A 23,618-nucleotide genomic window follows, 5' to 3' on the forward strand; every position below is an offset into this window, starting at 1 on the left:
AGTTTTCAATAATTGCCCGCATCTTAACAGATGCTGAACGAATAAAGAAATCAACTCGCAATCACAGCCCTTATCAATCTGCTTGACGTCGTAAAAACGCTGGAATATCCAAGTAGTCCATTTCTTCTTGATTATTCGGCTTGCTCGCGGTTGCAGCACCACCCGCAGCACGACGATGTACCGCAGGACGGTCATACTTGTCGTAATTAACCTCGTTAGTGTCTTCAATAACGGCTGTCATCACCGGCACTGCTGCGCTCATTTTCAGAGAACTGGTGTTATCTACCACTTTTACTGGTTTTTCAACACGCGGATCTAAGCCTGTCGCAACAACCGTGACATGTAATTCATCACGCATTTCAGGATCAATCACTGTTCCGACTTTAACCATCGCTTCATCAGAAGCGAAAGCTTCAATAATGCTGCCGACTTCAGCGTACTCACCCAAGGTTAAGTCTGGGCCTGCAGTAATATTGACTAGAATACCGCGCGCACCATTGAGGTTGACATCTTCTAACAATGGATTGCGAATCGCTTCTTCAGTGGCTTCACGAGCACGATTCGGGCCGCTTGCGCAACCGGTTCCCATCATGGCCATGCCCATTTCACTCATCACAGTTTTAACGTCAGCAAAGTCAACGTTAATCATGCCTGGGCGCTTAATAATGTCAGAAATACCACGTACTGCACCGGCTAAAACATCATCTGCCTTAGCAAACGCTGACAACAAGCTGGCATCTTTGCCCAAGATGGTCAGCAGCTTTTCGTTAGGAATGGTAATCAATGAGTCAACATGCTCAGCTAATAAGCGAATACCTTCGTCAGCAATTTGCAAACGACGACGGCCTTCAAAAGGGAACGGACGGGTGACCACAGCAACGGTTAAAATACCCATCTCTTTTGCCACTTGCGCAATAATTGGCGCAGCGCCAGTACCGGTACCACCCCCCATGCCAGTGGTGATAAATACCATATCGGTGCCTTGCAGTACTTCAGCAATGCGCTCGCGATCTTCTTCAGCCGCTTTACGGCCTACTTCTGGGTTCGTTCCTGCACCCAAGCCTTTAGTCACATTAGTGCCTAATTGCAATATAGTACGCGCAGTAATATCGCGTAATGCTTGAGCGTCAGTGTTCGCACAAATAAACTCAACGCCTTCGATACTGTTCGCTACCATGTGGTTAACAGCATTACCGCCGCCGCCGCCCACACCAATAACTTTAATCACAGCACTCTGCGGAGTCTGGTCAACTAATTCAAACATGGCTCTCTCCTACCTTTCTCGTTATAGTCCAGTTTGCACTGGCGCTTTTAATTACAATTGATTTTGCAGCCAGCGCTTAACACGTAGATACATCGCTGGCTTTATTTCTACTTGATCGTTGCCGGTCCCTGCGACGATTGCGCCATAGGTTTGTTTGCGTAGTCCGTAGATCAGTAAGCCAACCGCGGTTGAATACACTGGGTTACGCACTACATCACCGATACCTTTAATGCCTTGGGGCGATCCTAGGCGCACCGGCATATGGAAAATTTCTTCTGCTAGCTCAACTGCACCTTCCATTTTCGAGGTGCCGCCGGTAAGGACAATGCCAGCAGGAATCATGTCTTCGTAGCCGCTACGACGCAACTCAGCCAGAATCAGGCTAAACAGTTCGTCGTAACGCGGCTCCACTACTTCAGCCAACGCTTGGCGTGATAATTCGCGTGGCGGACGATCACCGACACTTGGCACTTTAATCATCTCGCCTGGACCGGCTAATTTTGCCAGGGCACAGGCGTAGCGAATTTTGATCTCTTCAGCGTACTGTGTGGGTGTACGCAGAGCCATGGCGATATCATTGGTCACTTGATCGCCAGCAATTGGGATCACTGCCGTGTGCCGAATGGCACCTTCAGTGAAGATGGCGATATCTGACGTACCGCCACCAATATCAACCAAGCACACGCCCAGCTCTTTCTCGTCTTCAGTCAAGACCGCATCAGCTGAAGCCAACTGTTCCAGAATCACGTCTTCAACTTCTAAATCACAACGACGCACACATTTTTCAATATTCTGTGCAGCATTAGTCGCACAGGTGACCACATGCACACGAGCTTCCAGACGCACACCGGACATACCCAACGGCTCACGGATACCTTCTTGATTGTCAATCACATAGTCCTGCGCCAAGGTATGCAAAACTTTTTGATCAGCAGGTATCGCTACTGCTTGCGCAGCATCCAAGACACGCTCTAAATCAGCACGGCTAACTTCACCCTCACGGATCGCAACAATGCCATCCGAGTTTTGACTGCGAATATGACTACCCGCAATCCCAACAAATACCGAGTGGACATGGCAAGCCGCCATTTTCTGGGCTTCTTCAATGGCATGCTGTAACGATTGCACCGTTGACTCAATATTAATCACTACGCCTTTTTTTAAGCCGCGCGTGGGGTGCGTGCCGATGCCAACAATATTCAACTCACCTTCAGGAGTGACTTCGGCGATCAGCGCCACAACCTTGGAGGTACCTATATCAAGACCAACAATCATGTTGTGGTTATTTTCAAGTGCCATTAACTTTCTCTCCTTCACTGTGCCACCACTGCTGTAGTTTCAGCTTCTGTCGGGGCGCGCCAAGCCACTGCCAAACCATTGGCATAGCGCAAATCAACCCGTTCAACTTTATCAATCTGCCCTTGCAATTCTTTCTCATGAACTACAGCAAAACGACGCATTTTTTCTATCAAATGATCACGCCCAAACAGCAACTGCAGGCCTGTTTGCGTGGTCACGAACCAGCTGCCACGTTCGCGCATTTCCAGCTGTTTAATCGAATAGCCCAAAGGTCGCAGCGCTTGACTAAACGTTAAATACTGCTGCATGACACGACCTTGTGTATCTTTAGGCCCCGAAAGTTGCGGTAAGTGCCGATAAGCCTCCACATCTAACGCAGTAAACAAATAACCTTGCGTACTCAGTAAGGCATTCTGTCCCCAACGCGCAACGGGCAATTGTTCTTGAATAATCACCTGCAGCTGGTCAGGCCAAATCCGACTGACCTCAGCACTGACCACCCAAGGCAGCTCTTCCAAGGCTCGGCGTACAGCCTCAAGATCTACTGAAAAAAACAAACCATCGCCATACGGCATCAGCTGCTGCTCTAGCACCTGTTGTTTTGCCGTACTCAACTCGGTCAGAACACGAATTTTTGAAATCGGCGGATTAACATAAGGCTGTAAAAACGTTTTACAACGCTCAAAGTTCAGCAACAGTGCCACCACTAAAACGCTCAAGACTAGAAGATTGATCATTGTCCAGTTCGGTTTTGGCCACTGCCGTGGCGTTTTCTGCACAGCAGCACGACTCGCCCCACGCGCAGGCGCTTGTCGCGTTGCACCCCGTCGAGGTGCTGTCTTAGCCGGTCGCTGTGCACTGTTCAAAATTTTAACCTCGCGCCTGCAAAGTGCCCGCTAGAATGCTCAACACTAAAGCAGTAAAATCGATTCCCGCCGCTTGCGCCGCCATGGGTACCAAGCTGTGGTCAGTCATGCCGGGTACGGTGTTGACTTCTAAGAGCCAAAAATCACCTTGCGCATCCTGCATCACATCAGCACGACCCCAACCTGTTACACCAAGCGTCTGACAAGCACGCGCAGTTAACTCACGCAACTCTGCTTCTTTGTCAGCGTCTAAACCACAAGGAATCTGATACTGGGTATCGGTCGATAAATACTTGGCGTCATAATCGTAAAAAGCGTGACTGGTACCTAAACGAATCGGCGGCAGTACTTCACCATTGAGCATCGCGATAGTAAATTCTGGGCCTGAGATCCACTGTTCAACCAGCACCTGCGGATCAAACTGACACGCCTCTTGCCAGGCCGCTAACAAGGCTGGTAAATCATCAACTTTGGCCATGCCAATACTGGAGCCTTCGCTCGCAGGCTTAACAATCAACGGAAAGCCCAGCTCTGTAGCAGCCTGATGGCAATCCTCGGCGCTGACCAGTGCGGCATGGCGTGGTGTTGGTAAGCCGACACTGTGCCAAATTTGCTTAGTGCGCAGCTTGTCCATCGCCAAGGCCGAGGCCAACACGCCACTGCCGGTATAAGGAATCCCCGCGCACTCGAGTAAACCTTGTACGGTACCGTCTTCACCACCACGACCATGCAAAACAATAAAAGCACGATCAATCGGCTGCTCAGATAAGCGCATCAGAACATCAGCACCGACATCAATAGCGAAGGCGTCGACACCCGCTTGCTGCAACGCGGCTAAGACTGCTGCGCCTGATTTAAGCGATACTTCGCGCTCCGCACTATGTCCGCCATAGAGCACGGCAACACGACCGAACGCTTGTACATTAACGGACTGACTCATGTCGGCTGCTCCTGAAGATTAACGCTAAATAAGGGATGCTTAAGCAAGCCGGGTGCAATCCCACCGACATCACCTGCGCCTTGGCACAGTAAAATATCGCCAGGTTGCAATAAAGGCTTGAGCAGCGGGGCCAGGTCAGCACCTCGCTCGACATACAAGGGGTCTAAACGACCGCGCTGCCGAATGCTATGGCACAGTTGACGACTTCCCGCGCCAGGAATCGGTTCTTCACCAGCGGGATAGACCTCAAGCAGTAACAACACACTGGTATCACTTAACACTTGCACAAAGTCTTCGTATAAATCGCGGGTACGAGTGTAACGATGCGGCTGGTATACCATCACTAAGCGACGGCCCGGCCAGCCATCATGCACCGCTTTAATCACTGCAGCGACCTCACTCGGGTGATGACCATAATCATCCACCAGCATCACATTACCGCCTTCGACCGGCAACTCACCGTACATTTGAAAACGACGGCCCACGCCTTCAAAACCTGATAAACCGGCAATAATTGCCGAATCAGCAATGCCTTCATCAGTGGCAATGGCAATGGTCGCCAAAGCATTCAGCACGTTATGTTTACCCGGCATATTCACCGATACCGGCAACGGCTCACGACCCTTACGCAAGACAGTGAAGGAGGTACGCATGCCCTCTTGCGAGACATCAATCGCGCGTAAATCAGCATCATCAGAAAACCCGTAGGTCAGCATCGGACGCTTGACGTGTTTGGCAATATCGCGCACTGAGGGATCATCAACACAGAGCACAGCTAAACCATAAAACGGCAAGTTGTGGAGGAAATCGACAAAGGTCTTTTTCAGCTTATTAAAGTCGCCACCATAGGTGCTCATATGGTCAGCATCAATATTGGTTACAACCGAAACCATCGGCTGTAAATGCAAGAAGCTGGCATCACTTTCATCCGCTTCAGCAATGAGATAGCAACCACCACCCAACTGAGCATTACTGCCAGCAGCATTTAAACGGCCACCAATGACAAAAGTTGGGTCCAAACCCGCCGCTGCAAACACTGACGCAAGCAAACTAGTGGTGGTAGTTTTGCCGTGTGTGCCAGCGACAGCAATACCATGACGGTAGCGCATCAACTCAGCCAGCATTTCCGCACGCGGCACCACTGGAATACGACGCTCTAAACCACGCGCCACTTCAGGGTTACTGGGATTAATCGCACTGGAGACCACCAAAACATCCGCATGTTCAACGTTTTCCGCATGGTGACCAAACACCACGTGGACGCCGAGACTTTGCAAACGCTCAGTCACCGCTGAAGGCTTCAGGTCTGAGCCAGACACTTCATAGCCCAGATTGCGTAATACTTCGGCGATACCACACATGCCGGTACCACCAATGCCAATAAAATGGATACGACGAATACGGCGCATGCGGCGCATTTCAGCGGATGTCGGCTGTAATAAATCAACCACGGGCCACCTCCAAACACGCAGCAACAACACGCTGCGTAGCATCGGGCTGCGCCAATAATCGCGCTTGCTCACCCATGGTTTTAATCCGTTGCTTGTTCATCAATACCTCAGTTAACTGTGCAGCTAAACGATCTGCATCAGTAGCATGTTGTGGCAACAGCACGGCAGCGCCCTGCTCAGCCAAAAATTCTGCATTGCGTGTCTGGTGATCATCAATCGCATGCGGCAATGGCACTAAAAACGACGCCAATCCTGCTGCAGCCAACTCACTCACCGTTAGTGCACCCGCCCGACAAATCACTAAATCAGCCCATGCATACGCTTGGGCCATATCGCTAATAAAAGGTTGTACTTGCGCCTCTACAGCCACAGCTTGGTAACGCTCACGAGTGACTTGATCGTTCTCGCGCCCAGCCTGATGAATGACTTGCGGGCGCAACTCTTGAGGGATTTTAGCTAAAGCGGCAGGTAGCAGTTTATTCAGCGGCTCGGCACCTAAGCTGCCACCCAGCACTAATACATGCAGCGGACGCAGCGCTAAATCCTGCCGCTCGGTGACTAAAAATAACTCTTGGCGCACGGGATTACCGGTGGTAATACAGTTTTTAGCGTTCTTAAAAGTGTTTGGAAAGGCTTCACAAATACGAGTCGCAAAAGTTGCTAAAGCTCGATTGGCCGTTCCTGCCACTGCATTTTGCTCATGGATCACCAAAGGAACCGATGACAGCTTGGCAGCCAAGCCACCAGGACCCGTCACATAACCGCCGAAACCCAAGACACAAGCAGGTTGCAGCTCTGTCATTAAGCGCTTGGCCTGCCATAAAGCCGCCAGTAGTTTAAAAGGCGCAGTCAATAGCGAACGCAAACCTTTGCCACGCAAGCCGGTGACCTTGAGCGTATGCAAAGAAAAACCTGCGGCGGGCACCAGTTCATTTTCGATACCGCGTCCCGCTCCTAACCAATGCACTTGATAGCCCTGAGCTTTAAACTCTTCAGCACAAGCTAAGGCTGGAAACACATGACCACCGGTGCCTGCCGCCATAATCAAAATATTACCGCGCATCACGCACCTCCTTCGCCATGGCAGAAATTTGTGCCTTACTCATGGCGTTGGCTGAGAGCAATTGGGTACGACGCTCCCACTCAATACGCAATAAAATTGCCAGACTGATACAGCAGACCACTAATGAACTCCCGCCATAGCTGATAAAGGGCAGTGTCAATCCTTTGGTCGGCAACAGGCCGACATTCACGCCGAGGTTAATAATGACCTGCCCAATCCACAGTAAAGCCAAGCCATAGGCAACATAGGCTGAATAATATTGTTTCGCCTGCTCCGCCCAAACTCCGATAAACAGCGCGCGCACACTGACAAAGACAAATAAAGCGAGAGTGGTCAAGGCGCCCAACATTCCAAGCTCTTCAGCCAACACCGAAAATACAAAGTCGGTATGTGCTTCGGGAAGAAAAAACTGTTTCTGAATACTGTTACCTAAACCTAAGCCAAACCATTCGCCACGACCAAAAGCAATCAACGCTTGAGTTAATTGATAACCAGAGCCGTACTGGTCCTCCCAAGGATTAGTAAAGCTGGTCAAGCGCGCCATTCGATAGCTTTCAAAACGAACCACATAGACCAGTCCCGAGAGCAGGATACCTAACAATGGCAATGACAATAACAAGCGCACACCGCCCAGATAGAGCATCACAATCACACTGCCGAGCATCACCACCATGGCACCAAAGTCCGGCTCGAAATAAATCAACACGGCCATGGCCGCAGCCAGTAGCAAAGGTTTTAGCAAGCCACGCAACCGTTGTTTGACCTCAGTCTTGCGTCGCACAAGAAACCCAGCAATAAAAATCACCATAAACAACTTAGCCAGTTCGGTCGGCTGGATATTAAAAACCCCTACTCCGATCCAGCGTTTTGAGCCATTTACTTCACGCCCGATGCCTGGAATCAACACCAGAGTCAGCACCACAAAAGCCACCAGCAGCAGCCAGCCGCTGTAACGCTGCCAAGTAGACATTGGCACAAACAAAGTGACGCCTCCGGCAATTAAGGCGATCGTGATGTAAATCATATGCCGAATAAAATAGTAAAAGGTGTTACCGGTATTGGTATCCGCTACCGCTGATGACGCAGAAGCAATCATCACCAAACCGATCCCCATCAGTAACGCGCAAGCAGTCAGCAAGGGGAAATCGATATCGACTTGGTTGTTATGCCGCCAAGGGGACGGTAGCGCTAGCGCATCACGTATGTTCATAGCAACCTCCCGACCGCTTGGGCGAAGAGATCACCACGCTGCTCAAAGCTTTTGAACATATCCAAACTGGCACAAGCTGGAGCCAATAACACGCTATCACCCTCATGCGCACGTTTTGCTGCGGCTAATACCGCCTCCTCAAGACTGGTGACATGCTCAATAGCAACTGCACCGCCTAACGCCTGAACAACACGTTCAGCATCACGCCCTAAAACAATCACCGCGCGACAATATTGCGCAACAGGCGCTTTGAGACTAGAAAAATCAGCACCCTTACCATCGCCACCGGCAATCAAAATCAACTTGCCGACGTTACCTGTACCCAAACCTTCAATCGCAGCTAAAGCAGCACCAACATTGGTGGCTTTGGAATCGTTATACCAATCCACACCATGGACATTGCGCAACCACTGGCAGCGATGCTCAAGCCCTGGAAATTCTTGCAATGCCGAGAGCATCGCCGCCATAGGTAGATTGATTGCAGTACCGATGGCTAAGGCTGATAACGCATTAGCATAGTTATGGCTACCGCGAATTTTTAGCGCACTGACTGCTAACAAATGCTGGTCGCCATAGGCTAAATACGTTTCCCCCTCTTGCTCCGACAAACCAAACTCGCCTGCAGCTGGGGTCGACAAACCAAAACTAATGGTTGGACTCTGAGCCTGCTGTGGCTGTGAAGGGCGATCGTCACGATTGATCACCAGCGTTTGCGCATGATTAAAGACGCGCTGCTTGGCGGCAATATAGCCATCCACATCAACGTAGCGATCCATATGGTCTTCGCTGATGTTCAAGCACACCGCCACGCGTGCCTGTAGATGTGACGTGGTTTCCAGTTGAAAGCTCGACAGTTCCATCACATAGACATCCACCGCATCATCTAATAAGTCTAATGCAGGGACACCTAAATTACCGCCGACAGCCACCTTTAAGCCTGCTGCGGCACACATTTGACCGACCAAAGTGGTCACCGTACTTTTCGCGTTAGAGCCGGTAATCGCCACAATGGGCGCACGCGCATGCTGGGCGAATAAATCAATATCACCGGAGATGATCACGCCATTGGCAATGGCGGTTTGAATTGCTGGGGTGCTCAGCGCGAGCCCTGGACTGACATAAAGCACTTGCGCCGCGCTGAGTAACTCAGACGATAACGGTCCACAGTGCACAGTAATCTGTGGGTAATCACGCTGCAGCGTGCTTAATTCAGGTGGATTTTCACGGCTATCAGCCACGGCAAAAGTCTGCCCGTGGCGCGCTAAAAAACGCACCAGTGACAAGCCACTTTTACCCAGGCCAACCACGACCTGTGTTTGCTGATCAATGCTTTGCACGTTATCTACCTCAGTTTCAAGGTGGCAAGTCCCACCAGAACCAACACCACGGTAATAATCCAAAACCGCACAATCACGCGCGGCTCTGGCCAGCCTTTTAACTCAAAATGGTGGTGAATGGGCGCCATGCGAAACACGCGCTTACCGGTTAACTTAAAGGAGGCCACTTGAATCACCACCGATAAGGTTTCCACGACAAACACACCGCCCATAATGAACAGAACAATTTCTTGGCGCACAATCACCGCTACAGTGCCGAGTGCAGCACCTAAAGCTAAAGCGCCGACATCACCCATAAACACTTGTGCTGGGTAGGTGTTAAACCATAAGAAGCCTAGACCTGCGCCAACCAAGGCACCGCAGAAAATAATCAGCTCACCGACACCCGGCACATAAGGGATAAACAAATACTGTGCGAAGCTGATATGCCCAGAAACATAAGCAAAGATACCCAGCGCCCCACCGACCAATACCGTGGGCAAAATCGCCAAGCCATCAAGGCCATCAGTCAAGTTGACGGCATTACTGGTACCGACGATCACTAAGTAAGTCAGCAGCACAAAACCTGCGCCAAGCGGAATACTGATGTCCTTTAAAAACGGTACAATCAGCGCGGTTTCAGCAGGTGTTTGCGCGGTAAAATAGAGCACCAAGGCTGCCGCTAAACCAAACACGGACTGCCAGAAATACTTCCAACGTCCCGGTAAGCCACGCGAGTTTTTCTCAACGACTTTACGATAATCATCCACCCAACCAATCGCACCAAAGAGGATAGTGACCAGCAATACAATCCATACATAGCGGTTGCTTAGATCAGCCCAAAGTAAAGTACTGATAGTAATAGAGGCGATTATTAAGGCGCCGCCCATCGTTGGTGTACCGGATTTAGACAAGTGCGACTGCGGTCCATCGGTACGCACAGATTGGCCAATCTGTAAATTGCGTAATAGGCGAATCATTTTCGGACCGAGCCACAGCGACATCACCAATGCAGTGAGCACACCAAAAATCCCGCGCAGAGTCAGGTACTGAAAGACTGCAAAGCCTTTGTAGTACTGCTGTAAGTACTCCGCCAATAAAAGCAACATCAGAGTGCGTCCCCTAAACGTGTGCGCAGTGCATTAACAACATGCTCCATTGCCGCACTGCGTGAACCTTTAATTAAAAGTGTTGCTGGCCCACTCACTTGTGTGAGTAGCGCTTCGATCAGACTACTTTGTTCGAGAAAGTGCCCTGAAATACCACAATATTGTGCAATGGCATGCTGCATCAACGGACCTGTTGCAAAAACCGCATCCACTTTACCTTTGGCATATGTACCAATCTGTGCGTGTTCTTGCTCGGCCCACTCACCCAACTCACCCATATCACCCAACACCAATACGCGCTGGCCAGGCATGTTCTGCAAGACATCAATAGCCGCTCGAATTGAGGCTGGGTTGGCGTTATAACTGTCGTCAATCAACTGCACATGGTTGGCACATTCATAGACCACACTGCGCCCTGAAATAGCATTCATGTTTTCGAGACCTTGCTTAATAGCTGGCAATGGCAAATCTAAAGCATGTGCTGCAGCAACTGCGGCCAAGGCATTACTCACATTATGTAAACCCAATACCGCTAACTGGATAAAGCACTCACCGGCAACGCCGTGCAGGTTAAAGCCCATACGGCCTTGCGCATTACTGACAATACCGCTGGCGTAGACATCAGCTGCCGAGTTATTGGTGGAAAAACTTAAGACTTGACACACACTGTTACGCGCTCGCCACTGTGCAAAGGCAGGATCATCAAGGTTCAGCACTGCAGTATTTTCAGCGCCTAGACCATCAAGAATCTCGCCTTTGGCTAAAACAATATGCTCAGGACCGCCAAACTCACCGGCGTGAGCCATCCCAGCATTACTGATCACGGCCACCATCGGCTGTACTAAGGCAGCGGTATAGGCAATCTCACCGGCATGCGAAGCACCCAGCTCAACCACCGCAGCGCGGTGCTGTTGATTAAGCTCCAGTAAGGTAAAAGGCACGCCCAGTTCATTATTTAAATTACCACGCGTGGCCAACACCGCCGTTTCACCTAATTCACAACGACAGATGCTAGCAAGCATTTCCTTAACCGTGGTCTTGCCACTGGAGCCTGTAACGGCAACGGTTTGACCGTTAAACTGCTGACGGTTGATTAAAGCTATTTGCCCTAACGCAATCCGCGTATCAGCCACACAGAGCTGAGTGATATTGACCTCAGGCTGAAACTCTTCAACGACTGCTGCCACCGCTCCGCGCTTAGCCACATCGGCTAAGTACAGATGCCCATCAAAAAACTCACCGCGCAAAGCCACAAACAATTGCCCGCGACTGACCTTGCGGCTGTCAGTACTGAGGGCATGAAACTCAAGATCAGCACCCTGCAAGGTGGCCTTAAGTGGTTCTAGCAATTGACTTAACTGCAAAGGTTTAAACATCGCTCACCTGCCATACAGCTAACGCCTGCTCGGCCTGTTCAATATCTGAAAAATGCTGACGCAATTGATTAATTTCTTGGTAATTCTCATGACCTTTACCGGCCAAAACGATCACATCATGGCAACTGGATTGAGCAATCAGCTGAGCAATTGCGGCACCACGCTCATTAACCTCAGTCACAGCAGCACCCGCACTGAAGCCATTTAAAATGTCAGCGCGAATACTGGCAGGATCTTCACCGCGCGGGTTGTCATCCGTCACCACTGCAGCATCCGCCAAGCGTTCAACCACTTCAGCCATCAAGGGACGCTTACCCACATCACGCTCACCGCCGCAGCCAAATAAGCACAACAAACGCCCGTTAGCCGCCACATGCGGGCGTAACGCTGTCAACACTTGCTCGAGAGCATCCGGTGTATGGGCATAATCAACGACCACCACAGGCCGTTGTTGCCCACCCAACACCTGCATACGCCCTACTGGACCTTGCAGTTTTGGTAGCACCGCAAGCGTTTGCTCGAGGGAATAACCTAAACCCAATAGCGCGCCAATCACCGCTAATAAGTTACTTAAATTAAAACGGCCAATGAGAGCACTGGATAAATTGCCCTCACCTTGTGCAGTAACCACTTCAGCCTGAATCCCTGACGGACTAAAACGAATATTACGGCAGTAAATAGTGGCACTGGTGTCCGTAAGACTGTAGGTTATTAAGCGCGCAGACGAGGTCTGTTCGGCCAGTTCACGACCAAAAGCATCGTCGAGATTCAATACCGTAGCGCGCAATCCAGGCCAGCTAAATAAGCTCGCCTTAGCCTCTGCGTAAGCCTGCATGGAACCATGGTAATCAAGATGATCACGGGTCAAATTTGTTAACACCGCAACGGTAACACTCACTGCACTGATGCGATGCTGTGCCAAACCATGCGAGGACACTTCCATCGCCACGGCTTTAGCACCGGCATTTTTCAAATCAGCTAGAGTTGCTTGCACTGTCAAAGGATCAGGCGTGGTGTAATGCCCAAGGGTCAAATTGCCATAAAAACCACTGCCTAAGGTGCCAATCAAACCACAGTGTTGCCCCAGCAGATCGGATGCTTGCGCAAGTAACTGAGTAACACTGGTTTTACCGTTGGTACCGGTCACTGCAACCACTCGCATGGCGCGACTGGGTTCACCATAAAAACGCCCAGCGATTTCAGATAACTGTGCTTGCAAGTCGTGCACAGGCAGCAATAAAGCCTCACTGTCTTGCATCGCTAACGCATCACGTGCTTCGTAAACGACGGCTGAGGCGCCACGCGCAATAGCATCACCAATATAATCACGGCCATCCTGCTCGATGCCGTCTACCGCTAAAAATAAATCACCTGGACGCACCTTACGGCTATCCAGAGTCAGCTCACGAATTAATGTAGAGCTGGGTGCTTGCGCAAATAATTGATTCAGGGGCATTGCCATTAGCCGCGCCCTCCTTGTGCAGTGCCAACCACAACGCTTGGCGTTTCAGTTGGTAAGTTATCTGGACGCACATTGAGCATGCGCAACGCGCCGGCCATCACCCGTCCAAAGACTGGAGCAGCGACCAAACCACCGTAGTAACCGCCTTTACTGGGCTCATCAATCACCACCACAGCGGCAACACGTGGGTTATCGACAGGCCCAACACCGGCAAACAATGAACGATACGAACTTTTAGTGTAACCACCGCCGGTTGCTAATTTCTTAGCCGTACCACTTTTACCCGCGACGTGGTAACCCGGCACCTGTGCTCGTGCACCGCCGCCGCCAGCCTCTTCAACCACAGCCCGCAGCATACCCATCACCGAGTTGGAAATATCCGCATCAATCACTTGCGCACCGTCATCGGCTTTACGATCTTGGCGGATCAGCGACAGAGGCATATTACGGCCATGATTACCCAGCACCGCATAGGCATGCGCCAGCTGTACTGCAGTCACAGATAAGCCGTAGCCATACGCTAAAGTAGCTGTTTCAGCCTGTCCCCATTTGCGGTGCATAGGCAACTGTCCCACCCGTTCACCCGGAAAACTGAGACCTGTATCGGCACCAAAACCAACACTTTGCATGACGTTATAGACAGGCTGCGCGCCAATATCTAAAGCAATCTTACTGATTGCCACGTTACTGGATTTTTTCAAGACACCGGTTAAGTCCAATAGCCCACCGCGCGACACATCACGAATGGTGTAGCGGCCTATTCTCAGCTGGCCATTACCAGTATCGACTGTCGACTCTGGCGTCCAACGCCCAGTACCTAACGCCGCAGCAATTGAAAATGGTTTAACCGTTGAGCCCGGTTCAAACACGTCAACCATGGCGCGATTACGCATTGCTTGTGGGTTTAAATGTCGACGATTATTCGGGTTATAGGTTGGGTGATTGACCATTGCCAAAATCTCACCGCTGCGCACATCAATCATCACTAAAGAACCAGCCTTAGCCTCAAACTCGAGCAAGGCCTTACGCAATTCACGGTGGGCTAAATACTGCAGACGCAAATCAATGGATAATGCTAATTGCTTGCCCGGTTTAGCATTTTCCTTAACCTGCACATCACGAATCAAATCGCCTTTGCGGTCTTTGATGACCTGTCGTTTACCCGGTACACCAGTCAGCCAATCATTGAACGCAAGTTCAATACCTTCCTGACCCTGCTCATCAATATCAGTAAAGCCAACCAAGTGCGCGGTCACTTCACCCGCCGGATAAAAACGACGAAACTCTTCTTTAGCGTACACACCCGTCACTTTAAGATCGAGTACGCTTTGCCCGTTTTCAGGGGTTAAACCACGCTCCAAATACATAAATTCACGCGTAGCATTAGTCTCAATACGTTTAGCCAGCACCGCCGGTTGCACTTTAAGTGCTGCGGCGAGCTCACTCCAACGGCTCTTAACTGTCAGTAATTCTTTCGGGTTGGCCCACAAGGTCAGCACTGGTGTGCTCACAGCCAAGGGCTCACCGTTGCGATCGGTAATCACCCCACGATGCGCAGGTATAGGAATATGACGCATCGCCCGCGCATCACCTTGCATCGCTAAAAATTCATGACTAAAAATATGTAGATAAACAATACGCACTGCAATAGCAGCCGCTAGCACCGAGAGTAAAACCAGAATAATAATAAAACGATTCGGGTGTTCAACGCCTTGCAATCGTTTCATGGGGTCACCATCCTTATCGCCGCTGGCTCAGGAATATGCATGTTCAATTGCTGCACGGCTAAGGCTTCAATACGGTTATGCGCGGTCCAAGTACTCTGCTCTAAAATAAAGCGTCCCCATTCGGCTTGTATTCGATCGCGAATTTGTGTGACCTCAAACAGCTCATTTAAATATTTACGGCTGTTATGCGAGGCATAAGACACCGCGACTGCTGAAGCTAAATTAGCAACAAACAAAAACAGCAAAATACCGCTGAGGCGCGGTAATGGTTTTGCATAGATTCTGCTCACCGCAGCTTCTCCGCCACACGCATCACGGCACTGCGTGCTCGCGGGTTGACTTTAAGCTCGGCGGGGCTGGCGTATTGCGGCTTGCCAAGTAATTTGACAATAGGATCAAATTTTTCCGGAATAATCGGCAAATGACGAGGTAACTGATCGGCTTCACCCTTAGCCAGACGACGCATAAATTGTTTAACAATACGATCTTCTAATGAGTGAAAACTAATTACCACCAAGCGCCCGCCAACTTTTAATGACGCCAAAGCAGCGTCCAAGCCTTTTTCTAAGTCAGCCAGTTCATTATTCAAATGAATACGCATGCCTTGAAAAGCACGTGTTGCAGGATTTTTGCCTTTTTCCCAAGCTGGGTTCGCTTCAGTCAGTACAGCGGCCAAATCACCGGTTCGAGTAAAAGGCTGCAGCGCACGTCGAGCAACCACAGCATTGGCCATACGTTTAGCAAAACGCTCTTCACCATACTCTTTGAAAACACGCGCCATTTCTTCGGCGCTCACCTGCGCGACCCATTGCGCAGCGCTGATACCCTCAGCAGGATTCATGCGCATATCTAAAGGGCCGTCATGCATAAAGCTAAAGCCGCGCTCACCATCATCAATTTGTGGTGAGGACACACCGAGGTCGAGCAACACTCCATCGACTTGATTAAATAGCTGGCGCTGTTTTAACTCACTGTCCATTTCTGCAAAACTGCGCTGCACAATAGCAAAGCGCGCATCGTGCTCCTGCAGTTGCAAGCCGGTGGCGATGGCTAACGGATCTTTATCAAATCCCAATAGCTGACCATCACTAGCAAGTTGTTCTAAAATCAACCGACTGTGACCGCCACGACCAAAGGTGCCATCTACATAGCAGCCAGCCGAACGTACGGCTAAGGCATTAACCGCCTCATCAAGTAACACGGTGATGTGACTTAACGCTTCACTCATAATTATAGGACCAGATTCATTAATTCTTCGGGCAGGTGATCAGAGTTTTTAATATCTTCAAGATCAGCAGTAAGTAGCTCATTCCATTTTGTCTCATCCCACAACTGAAACTTATTCAGTTGTCCCACCAACATCACTTGTTTGGTCAAACCAGCCTGCTCGCGCAAACGCACGGGGATTAGCAAGCGGCCACTGCTGTCCAACTCTAAGTCCACTGCACTACCAATCAACAAACGATTCAACTGGCGCGTCTGTGGCCGCAGAGAAGGCATTTGACTGAGCTGGGTTTCAACTTTTTCCCAATCAGGCAAAGGATAAATACACAGGCACGGATCGGCTAAATCGATGGTAATAACCAACTGACCGTCACAACGCTCAAGCAACTCCTCCCGATACCGACTGGGCATCGCAAGGCGCCCTTTGGCGTCAAGATTAATAGCGCTAGATCCGCGAAACACCGCTGTGCCCCTATATTATGCAGTACTCAAGCAAAAAAAACCCACTTTTCCCCACTTCATGCCACTTATGCACACTATAGAAATCACAACGACCCAGCGTCAAGTAATAAACACAGAAAAACCGTTATAAGTCTTGAACTTAGCTACAGTTACTTCATTCAGTTTCTATTTAAATAGCGATTTAAAAAAATAATCATAGATGGATGAGCACCTTAACTAGAAAAGTTAAAGTGATTCCTTAAGAGATAGTGTTTTTCACACTCTGACCAACGGTCGTTAATCAGGAAAAAAAGCGGAGAGTCAATCTGTAAGCCGGGTTTTGTCGTGAACAGTCATTCCTCTAGGATCGCCATCACTGACGACCTCAAGCAACCTACCCGAGTCCAGCGCGGGCCACGCCAATGGACTCCTATTTGGTCTTGCTCCAAGTGGGGTTTGCCTAGCCACGGACTGTTACCAGCCGTGCGGTGCGCTCTTACCGCACCTTTTCACCCTTACCGGCACTTGCGTGCTTAGGCGGTTATTTTCTGCGGCACTTTCCGTAAGCTCACGCCTCCCAGGGGTTACCTGGCACTTTGCCCTATGGAGCCCGGACTTTCCTCCCTCTCACTACCGAAGTAGTGAAACAGCGACTGTCCGATCGACTCTCCGCGGCGAAGATTACGGTGCATTGCCTAGCACCGCAAGCATTCGTGATAAAAAACTTACACAATTTGTTCAACAATACAGTCCTTAGCAAGCCAATCCAGCATGCCATGCCCTGCTACAAAGCCACTGGCCAGACATGCGGTTAATAAGTAGCCACCGGTGGGTGCATCCCAATCCAGCATCTCTCCAGCACAGAACACTCCAGGCTTAGCGTTAAGCATCAAGCCCTGATTTAACATTTTTGCATCAACACCACCCGCTGTACTAATAGCTTCTGCTAACGGTCGCGCCTGCAACACTTCAATGGGTAGAGATTTAATCCACTGGGCCAGTTGCTGCATATCATTAAAGCAGTCAGCCGGCGCGCACTCACGCAACAATGCTGCTCGCACACCGCCCAAGCCCAACTGCGCCTGTAAATGTTTGCTCAGCGTTTTTTTGCCGCGTGGTTTTTCTAAAGCGCTTTGCACCTGAGCTAATGACTTATGGGGCAGGCAATCGAGCAAAACAGTACAGCGCCCGTCTTGGCGTATTTGCTGACGAATAGCCGCTGAGAGCGCATAGACCAAACTGCCTTCAATACCGCTACGAGTGATCACCCATTCACCTTGACGGAACGCCTGTCCAGCAACGCTCAACGCACAATTTTTAACCGGTGTACCAGCATATTTATCAGTAAAAACTGTACTCCAGGCAGCCACATCAAACCCACAGTTACTGGCCTGTAATACGCTGACAGCAATCCCTTGCTGCTCAAGGATAGGCAACCATGCCGCATCAGAACCCAGTCGCGGCCAGCTCCCCCCGCCTAACGCCAACAATACAGCGCTCGCGCGTACCTGCTGCTCACCAGCGGCCGTTGCAATACGCAATGCTCCCCGTTCATCCCAACCCAACCAGCGGCTACGCGTATGAATCTTTACCCCTAAAGCACGCAAGCGCTGTAACCAAGCACGCAATAAAGGTGCAGCTTTCATATCTTTGGGAAACACCCGCCCGGAACTGCCAACAAAGGTTTCGATACCTAAACCTTGCGCCCAATCACGTACACTTTGCGCATCAAACTGTGCCAGCCAGCCAGCCACCCAACCTTGTTGAGCATGATAGCGCTGTGCAAAAGCCTCCTTATCTTCACTGTGGGTCAGATTCATACCACCAATCCCAGCGAGTAAAAACTTACGCCCTAACGAAGGCATAGCGTCAAACACATGCACCACACATCCCGCGTCTGCGAGCACTTCAGCTGCCATGAGTCCGGCAGGTCCACCGCCAATAATGCAGACGGGCGCTACTGTTAAACTATGCTGCGAATCGGCCATAAAGCAGGCGCCTTTATTCAAAGTTAAAAATAAAATAATACCAGCCCAGCAATAGATAGCCGACAAAAGCTGAAAAAAACTTTACCATCTAACTCAACAATCAATCGTCACCCTATTATTCACGGCCTATCTGTTAGCCGGCGAGGAACCTAATGAATTCAATTCTTGACCAGTTAGTGTCGTTATTGAGTATGGAAACAATCGAGGAAAACCTATTCCGCGGAGTGAGCCAAGAACTCGGTTTCCGGCAATTATTTGGCGGCCAAGTTCTTGGGCAAGCGCTCTCTGCTGCCAGCCAAACGGTTGACCCCTCTCGCCCAGCCAACTCTTTACACGGTTATTTCTTACGCCCAGGCGATGCTAAAAAACCGGTAATTTATCAGGTTGAGCGTATACGCGACGGTGGCAGTTTTAGCACACGCCGTGTTACGGCCATTCAAAATGGTCAGCCAATTTTCACCTGCAGCGCCTCGTTTCATAAACATGAAGAGGGCTTTAGGCATCAAACAGATATGCCTGATGTGCCACCGCCTGAAGATCTAACTCCGGAAGAAGTCTTATCGCCTTATCTAGCTAAAGCGCTTACCAAAGAAAATCGTGAAAAAATGCTGCGCGCCAAAGCGATTGAAACTCGTCCCGTGCAGGTTTTAGACCCGCTGAACCCAGAAATAGGTGCACCGATTAAACATGTGTGGTTTAAACCCGCTGGAACATTACCGCAATCACCGGCCATACATAAATATCTCTTGGCGTATATTTCGGACTTCAGCCTGCTGACCACTTCGTTGATACCTCACGGCGCAACGATCTGGCAGCCACATATGCAAGTTGCCAGCATTGATCACTCGATTTGGTTCCACGAAGACGTCTGCTTAGACGACTGGCTGCTCTACACAACCGATAGCCCTTGGGCGGGCAACTCTCGCGGCTATACACGCGGCAGCATTTATACGCGTGACGGCCGCTTAGTAACATCGGTTGCCCAAGAAGGCCTTATTCGCACCCGCGGCGATTGGCAACATAAGGATATTATCGGTTAACGCTATGTCAGCATATTTAAAAAACTGTCAGCACTGGGTTTTTGATATGGACGGCACACTGACCATTGCCGTACATGACTTTCTGTATATTCGTCGCATGCTCGAAATTCCAGAGCATGCCGACATACTCGGACACCTGGCCTCACTGCCGAGCGCTGAATCTCAACAAAAACATGCCTGGTTGTTGGATCACGAGCGTCAGCTGGCGCTGAATGCACAGCCAGCACTCGGTGCAATTGAGCTGATCAAGCACCTCCATCAGCAGCAACGTAAGCTAGCCATTCTCACCCGTAATGCACAAGAGCTTGCACTACTGACTCTAGGGGCCATTGGTTTAAGTGATTACTTTGCGCATGAGCAGATTTTAGGTCGCGAACAAGCCATCCCCAAACCCAACCCAGACGGCTTGTTAAAAATAGCTGAACGCTGGCACGTCAAACCGCAGCAATTGATTATGGTGGGGGACTTTCAGATGGATTTAAAAACAGCCCACGCCGCTGGCGCTTATGCGATTCAGGTCAATAACGCAGATAACCTCTGGCCTGAACTGACCGATTTTCATGCCTCGGATTGCCAGCAACTGCTACAGGCAGTTATAGACTAACGCTTTAAAGGTTCACCAGGGCCATCAGCCAAAGCAAACCAGCCTTTTCAGAACGGGTTTGCCTGCAGAGTAAACTTATCGAGGTTTAGCATTACTCGGCTTTGGCTTATGACGACCTGGCACAGCCAATCGTGGTGCTGGGCGTACCGCTACCACGCGCGGCTGTGATTCAGCCGATAAGATATCGCCTAAGTGGATCTGCCCAGCCACCGCGGCGACTTTATTCTTTTTCAGTTTCTTCGGCTTTTTAATGCTACCAACACCGAGGATGGTTTCTGGCAAGCGGTGTTCGGCATAAAAATCTGGTTCATCAAAACGCTGTAAATTAATACCCATCAACTCTTCAATGGCAATTAATTTTTCTATTTCATCAGCGCTGACTAAAGAAATCGCCTCACCACTGAGCCCAGCACGACCGGTACGACCGATACGGTGAACATAATCCTGCGCCACAGTCGGCAAATCAAAGTTAACCACATGCGGTAACTGCTCAATATCCAGTCCGCGCGCCGCCACATCAGTGGCGACCAAGACTTGAATACGACCTTTTTTAAAATCCTGCAAAGCACGTAAGCGCGCCGGCTGGGTTTTATCACCGTGAATAGCATCCGCTGTCACCTGCGCCGCCATTAGTTTTTTATGCAGTGACTCAGCACCTTTACGGGTGCGTACAAACACCAGAACTTGCCCCCACTTACGACTGCTCAATAAGTGTAAAAGCAACTCGGTTTTATTGTGTTTATCAACCACCAGCAGATACTGCTTAACCGTCTCAGCTGCCGAGTGTTTTGGCGTGACATCAATACGTATGGGATCACGCAGTAAGTTGCCGGCCAAGGTACGGATAGGTCCGGAAAACGTTGCTGAAAACAATAAGGTCTGGCGCTTATTTGGCATTACAGAAAACAGCGCATTGAGCTCTTCAGCAAAACCTAAATCCAGCATACGGTCGGCTTCATCAAGCACCAATATTTGCATTTGATGAAAGCGCACCGCATTTTGCTGGTACAGATCCAACAAACGTCCTGGCGTGGCGACGAGCACATCGACCCCACGACGCAGCTGCATCATTTGCGGGTTAATACTGACACCACCATAAGCCACGGCTGTGCGCAACGGCAGCTCGTCTAAATAACTACGAATGGATTCATGCACTTGCTCAGCCAGCTCACGGGTTGGCACCAGCACCAATGTCCGCACACCGTTCGAGGTCACTTTTCCCCCTTGGGTCAGCAGCAGTTGTAAGACTGGCAAAGTAAATGCTGCAGTCTTACCTGTTCCGGTTTGCGCAGCGGCCAAGACATCTTTACCCGCAAGAATGGGCGCAATAGCTTTCTGCTGCACAGCCGTTGGTTGTTGGTAATTGAGGCGCTGTAAATTACCAAGCAACGCTGGCATTAACCCTAAACTTGCAAAAGACATGTACTTTTCCACCCTGACTCTTCTAACCCTTAGCGGGAACATTTTATATTCTACAGTGTTTGCTCAGCGGACTCTTTAATAAAGTAACAAAGCGGCGCTTATCCCCAAACGCGATGATGCCTTGCTCTGCTATTTTAAATTTTATCGTCGGCCAACAGCTCGTCCAGATGAGCTCTTTTTAGATAGTTTAGCGCGCGTCTAGACAATACCTCTCTCAACACAATCGGCACACAATAACAGCTGATGAGTTGCCCAGTAATTTCACGTATAATTACTTTTTGTCTTGAAGAATAATTTATTATGTTCTCACCTGACGCTCTTATTGCTTCTGCCAAACGCACCATCAGTCTTGAACAAGACGCTATCACCAGCTTACTGGCACGTATTGACGCCAGTTTTGTTAAAGCCTGCGAGCTTATTTTAGCCTGTAAGGGTCGCGTGGTAGTGGTGGGCATGGGTAAGTCTGGGCATATCGGCCATAAAATTGCAGCAACTTTGGCCAGCACTGGCACCCCTGCTTTTTTTGTTCATCCAGCTGAAGCCAGTCATGGTGACATGGGTATGATCACCACAGATGACGTTGTTTTAGCCTTATCCAACTCTGGCACCACCAATGAAATCATCACTTTATTGCCCTTGATTAAACGTCAGGGCATTATCCTGATCAGCATGACTGGCAACCCAGATTCAACTCTGGCCAATGCCGCACAGGTCAATTTAGATACTCAAGTTGCGCAAGAAGCCTGCCCACTCAATTTAGCGCCAACCTCCTCAACGACCGTAACCTTAGTATTGGGTGACGCCTTAGCGATTGCCCTACTGGAAGCCCGTGGCTTTACCCCTGAAGATTTTGCTTTTTCCCACCCAGGCGGCGCTCTGGGTCGACGCTTGCTACTGAAAGTGGAGCATGTAATGCACAGCGGCGATGATTTGCCCGCAGTAGCGCACGGCGCTTCATTACGCGCAGTCTTATTAGAAATGACGCAAAAAGGCTTAGGGATGACGCTGATCCTTGCACCCGATCAAACCTTAGCCGGTATTTTCACCGACGGCGATTTACGGCGCGCGCTCGATAAAGGCATCGATGTGCGCGAAGCCAGTATTGATGAACTGATGACCCATGGCGGCAAAACGGCGCGCCCAGATATGCTCGCAGCCGAAGCGTTAAAAATCATGGAAGATCATAAGATCAGCTCACTGCCGGTGGTCAATGAGCACAACCAAGCCATTGGCGCATTAAATATGCACGATTTATTACGCGCAGGAGTGATGTAATGCTAAGCCTTGGGAACAGTGATTTAGTACAACGGGCACGCGCGGTGCGTTTGCTGGTTTTAGATGTTGATGGCGTCCTAACCGATGGCAAACTTTATTTCCTCGCTGACGGCGGTGAAGCCAAGGCTTTTAGCACTTTGGATGGCCAAGGTATTAAAATGCTGATGAACTCCGGCGTCAATGTTGCAATTATTACTGGGCGCAGCTCTAGCATTGTGGAGCGCCGTGCAGCAAACTTAGGCATTAAACATCTTATGCAGGGCCGGGAAGATAAGCGCACTGCATTAGATGAACTATTGGCCATATTGCAACTTTCTTATAATCAAGTTGCCTACTTAGGTGATGATTTACCTGATTTAGCAGCTATTCGTTGTGTTGCTTTGGGTACAGCGGTTGCCAATGCCCACAGTTTTGTCCGCCAGCACGCTCAAGCCGTTACTCTGTTACGCGGCGGAGAAGGCGCAGCACGCGAGCTTTGCGAATTCATTATGGCGGCGCAAGGTACTCTTGAAGCCGCCCAAAGTGCTTATTTATAATTTTT

General features: G+C 50.0%; 21 protein-coding genes and 1 other RNA gene. 4 read left to right on the plus strand and 18 right to left on the minus strand.

The window, feature by feature from the left end; genetic code table 11:
• Positions 1-73 precede the first annotated feature (73 nt).
• From ftsZ to JYJ62_RS04990, 17 genes are all read right to left on the minus strand, one after another.
• Complete coding sequence (gene ftsZ / locus JYJ62_RS04910) at positions 74-1,264, minus strand: cell division protein FtsZ (protein WP_205341082.1); 1,191 nt, start codon at positions 1,262-1,264, stop codon at positions 74-76.
• Between the two features lie 51 nt (positions 1,265-1,315).
• The gene (gene ftsA / locus JYJ62_RS04915) at positions 1,316-2,563 is read right to left on the minus strand and encodes a cell division protein FtsA (RefSeq protein ID WP_205341083.1); all 1,248 of its coding nucleotides are present in this window, start codon (positions 2,561-2,563) and stop codon (positions 1,316-1,318) included.
• Between the two features lie 14 nt (positions 2,564-2,577).
• Positions 2,578-3,429 (minus strand): cell division protein FtsQ/DivIB, encoded by an 852-nt coding sequence (locus JYJ62_RS04920; protein ID WP_232365717.1) that lies wholly within the window; start codon positions 3,427-3,429, stop codon positions 2,578-2,580.
• A gap of 4 nt (positions 3,430-3,433) precedes the next feature.
• Positions 3,434-4,369 carry a D-alanine--D-alanine ligase gene (locus tag JYJ62_RS04925; RefSeq protein ID WP_205341084.1) on the minus strand — a complete coding sequence of 312 codons (936 nt, stop codon included), beginning with the start codon at positions 4,367-4,369 and terminating at the stop codon, positions 3,434-3,436.
• On the minus strand, positions 4,366-5,787 hold the full coding sequence (gene murC, locus JYJ62_RS04930; protein ID WP_205341323.1) for a UDP-N-acetylmuramate--L-alanine ligase: 1,422 nt from the start codon (positions 5,785-5,787) through the stop codon (positions 4,366-4,368). The genes JYJ62_RS04925 and murC overlap by 4 nt, the downstream gene beginning before the upstream one ends.
• 25 nt (positions 5,788-5,812) lie before the next feature.
• Entirely contained in the window at positions 5,813-6,883 is a 1,071-nt protein-coding gene (murG, locus tag JYJ62_RS04935) for an undecaprenyldiphospho-muramoylpentapeptide beta-N-acetylglucosaminyltransferase (RefSeq protein WP_205341085.1), read from the minus strand.
• Positions 6,873-8,093 (minus strand): putative lipid II flippase FtsW, encoded by a 1,221-nt coding sequence (gene ftsW, locus JYJ62_RS04940; RefSeq protein WP_205341086.1) that lies wholly within the window; start codon positions 8,091-8,093, stop codon positions 6,873-6,875. The genes murG and ftsW overlap by 11 nt, the downstream gene beginning before the upstream one ends.
• Complete coding sequence (gene murD / locus JYJ62_RS04945; RefSeq protein WP_205341087.1) at positions 8,090-9,430, minus strand: UDP-N-acetylmuramoyl-L-alanine--D-glutamate ligase; 1,341 nt, start codon at positions 9,428-9,430, stop codon at positions 8,090-8,092. The genes ftsW and murD overlap by 4 nt, the downstream gene beginning before the upstream one ends.
• A gap of 5 nt (positions 9,431-9,435) precedes the next feature.
• Complete coding sequence (gene mraY, locus JYJ62_RS04950) at positions 9,436-10,518, minus strand: phospho-N-acetylmuramoyl-pentapeptide-transferase (RefSeq protein WP_205341088.1); 1,083 nt, start codon at positions 10,516-10,518, stop codon at positions 9,436-9,438.
• Positions 10,518-11,894 carry a UDP-N-acetylmuramoyl-tripeptide--D-alanyl-D-alanine ligase gene (locus tag JYJ62_RS04955; RefSeq protein ID WP_205341089.1) on the minus strand — a complete coding sequence of 459 codons (1,377 nt, stop codon included), beginning with the start codon at positions 11,892-11,894 and terminating at the stop codon, positions 10,518-10,520. Before JYJ62_RS04955 ends, mraY begins: the two co-directional genes overlap by 1 nt.
• Positions 11,887-13,356, minus strand: coding sequence for a UDP-N-acetylmuramoyl-L-alanyl-D-glutamate--2,6-diaminopimelate ligase (locus tag JYJ62_RS04960; protein ID WP_205341090.1), 1,470 nt, complete (start codon positions 13,354-13,356; stop codon positions 11,887-11,889). Before JYJ62_RS04960 ends, JYJ62_RS04955 begins: the two co-directional genes overlap by 8 nt.
• Positions 13,356-15,083, minus strand: coding sequence for a peptidoglycan D,D-transpeptidase FtsI family protein (locus JYJ62_RS04965; RefSeq protein ID WP_205341091.1), 1,728 nt, complete (start codon positions 15,081-15,083; stop codon positions 13,356-13,358). The genes JYJ62_RS04960 and JYJ62_RS04965 overlap by 1 nt, the downstream gene beginning before the upstream one ends.
• On the minus strand, positions 15,080-15,373 hold the full coding sequence (ftsL, locus tag JYJ62_RS04970; protein WP_205341092.1) for a cell division protein FtsL: 294 nt from the start codon (positions 15,371-15,373) through the stop codon (positions 15,080-15,082). The genes JYJ62_RS04965 and ftsL overlap by 4 nt, the downstream gene beginning before the upstream one ends.
• Positions 15,370-16,311 (minus strand): 16S rRNA (cytosine(1402)-N(4))-methyltransferase RsmH, encoded by a 942-nt coding sequence (rsmH, locus tag JYJ62_RS04975; RefSeq protein ID WP_205341093.1) that lies wholly within the window; start codon positions 16,309-16,311, stop codon positions 15,370-15,372. Before rsmH ends, ftsL begins: the two co-directional genes overlap by 4 nt.
• Positions 16,312-16,313: 2 nt before the next feature.
• Positions 16,314-16,769, minus strand: a complete 456-nt coding sequence (mraZ, locus tag JYJ62_RS04980) for a division/cell wall cluster transcriptional repressor MraZ (RefSeq protein ID WP_205341094.1) — start codon at positions 16,767-16,769, stop codon at positions 16,314-16,316.
• Between the two features lie 292 nt (positions 16,770-17,061).
• An RNA gene (gene rnpB / locus JYJ62_RS04985) (RNase P RNA component class A) lies at positions 17,062-17,417 on the minus strand.
• A gap of 56 nt (positions 17,418-17,473) precedes the next feature.
• Positions 17,474-18,736, minus strand: coding sequence for a TIGR03862 family flavoprotein (locus JYJ62_RS04990; protein WP_205341095.1), 1,263 nt, complete (start codon positions 18,734-18,736; stop codon positions 17,474-17,476).
• Positions 18,737-18,888: 152 nt separating this feature from the next.
• On the opposite strand from JYJ62_RS04990, the gene tesB reads away from it, so the two are divergent.
• A complete protein-coding gene (gene tesB / locus JYJ62_RS04995; RefSeq protein ID WP_205341096.1) occupies positions 18,889-19,776 on the plus strand; it encodes an acyl-CoA thioesterase II in 888 nt (295 codons plus the stop codon).
• A 4-nt stretch (positions 19,777-19,780) separates the two neighbouring features.
• Positions 19,781-20,380, plus strand: a complete 600-nt coding sequence (locus JYJ62_RS05000) for an HAD family hydrolase (protein ID WP_205341097.1) — start codon at positions 19,781-19,783, stop codon at positions 20,378-20,380.
• A gap of 75 nt (positions 20,381-20,455) precedes the next feature.
• Here the strand turns inward: JYJ62_RS05000 and JYJ62_RS05005 are convergent, their stop codons facing one another.
• Complete coding sequence (locus tag JYJ62_RS05005; protein ID WP_205341098.1) at positions 20,456-21,802, minus strand: DEAD/DEAH box helicase; 1,347 nt, start codon at positions 21,800-21,802, stop codon at positions 20,456-20,458.
• A 300-nt stretch (positions 21,803-22,102) separates the two neighbouring features.
• Here JYJ62_RS05005 and JYJ62_RS05010 point away from each other — a divergent pair, with 300 nt between their 5' ends.
• Both JYJ62_RS05010 and JYJ62_RS05015 read left to right on the plus strand, forming a co-directional pair.
• Positions 22,103-23,077, plus strand: coding sequence for a KpsF/GutQ family sugar-phosphate isomerase (locus JYJ62_RS05010; protein ID WP_205341099.1), 975 nt, complete (start codon positions 22,103-22,105; stop codon positions 23,075-23,077).
• Positions 23,077-23,613, plus strand: a complete 537-nt coding sequence (locus JYJ62_RS05015) for a KdsC family phosphatase (RefSeq protein WP_205341100.1) — start codon at positions 23,077-23,079, stop codon at positions 23,611-23,613. The genes JYJ62_RS05010 and JYJ62_RS05015 overlap by 1 nt, the downstream gene beginning before the upstream one ends.
• Positions 23,614-23,618 lie beyond the last annotated feature (5 nt).

The organism is Denitrificimonas caeni, from assembly GCF_905120345.1.
Taxonomy (GTDB): Bacteria; Pseudomonadota; Gammaproteobacteria; order Pseudomonadales; family Pseudomonadaceae; genus Denitrificimonas; species Denitrificimonas caeni_A.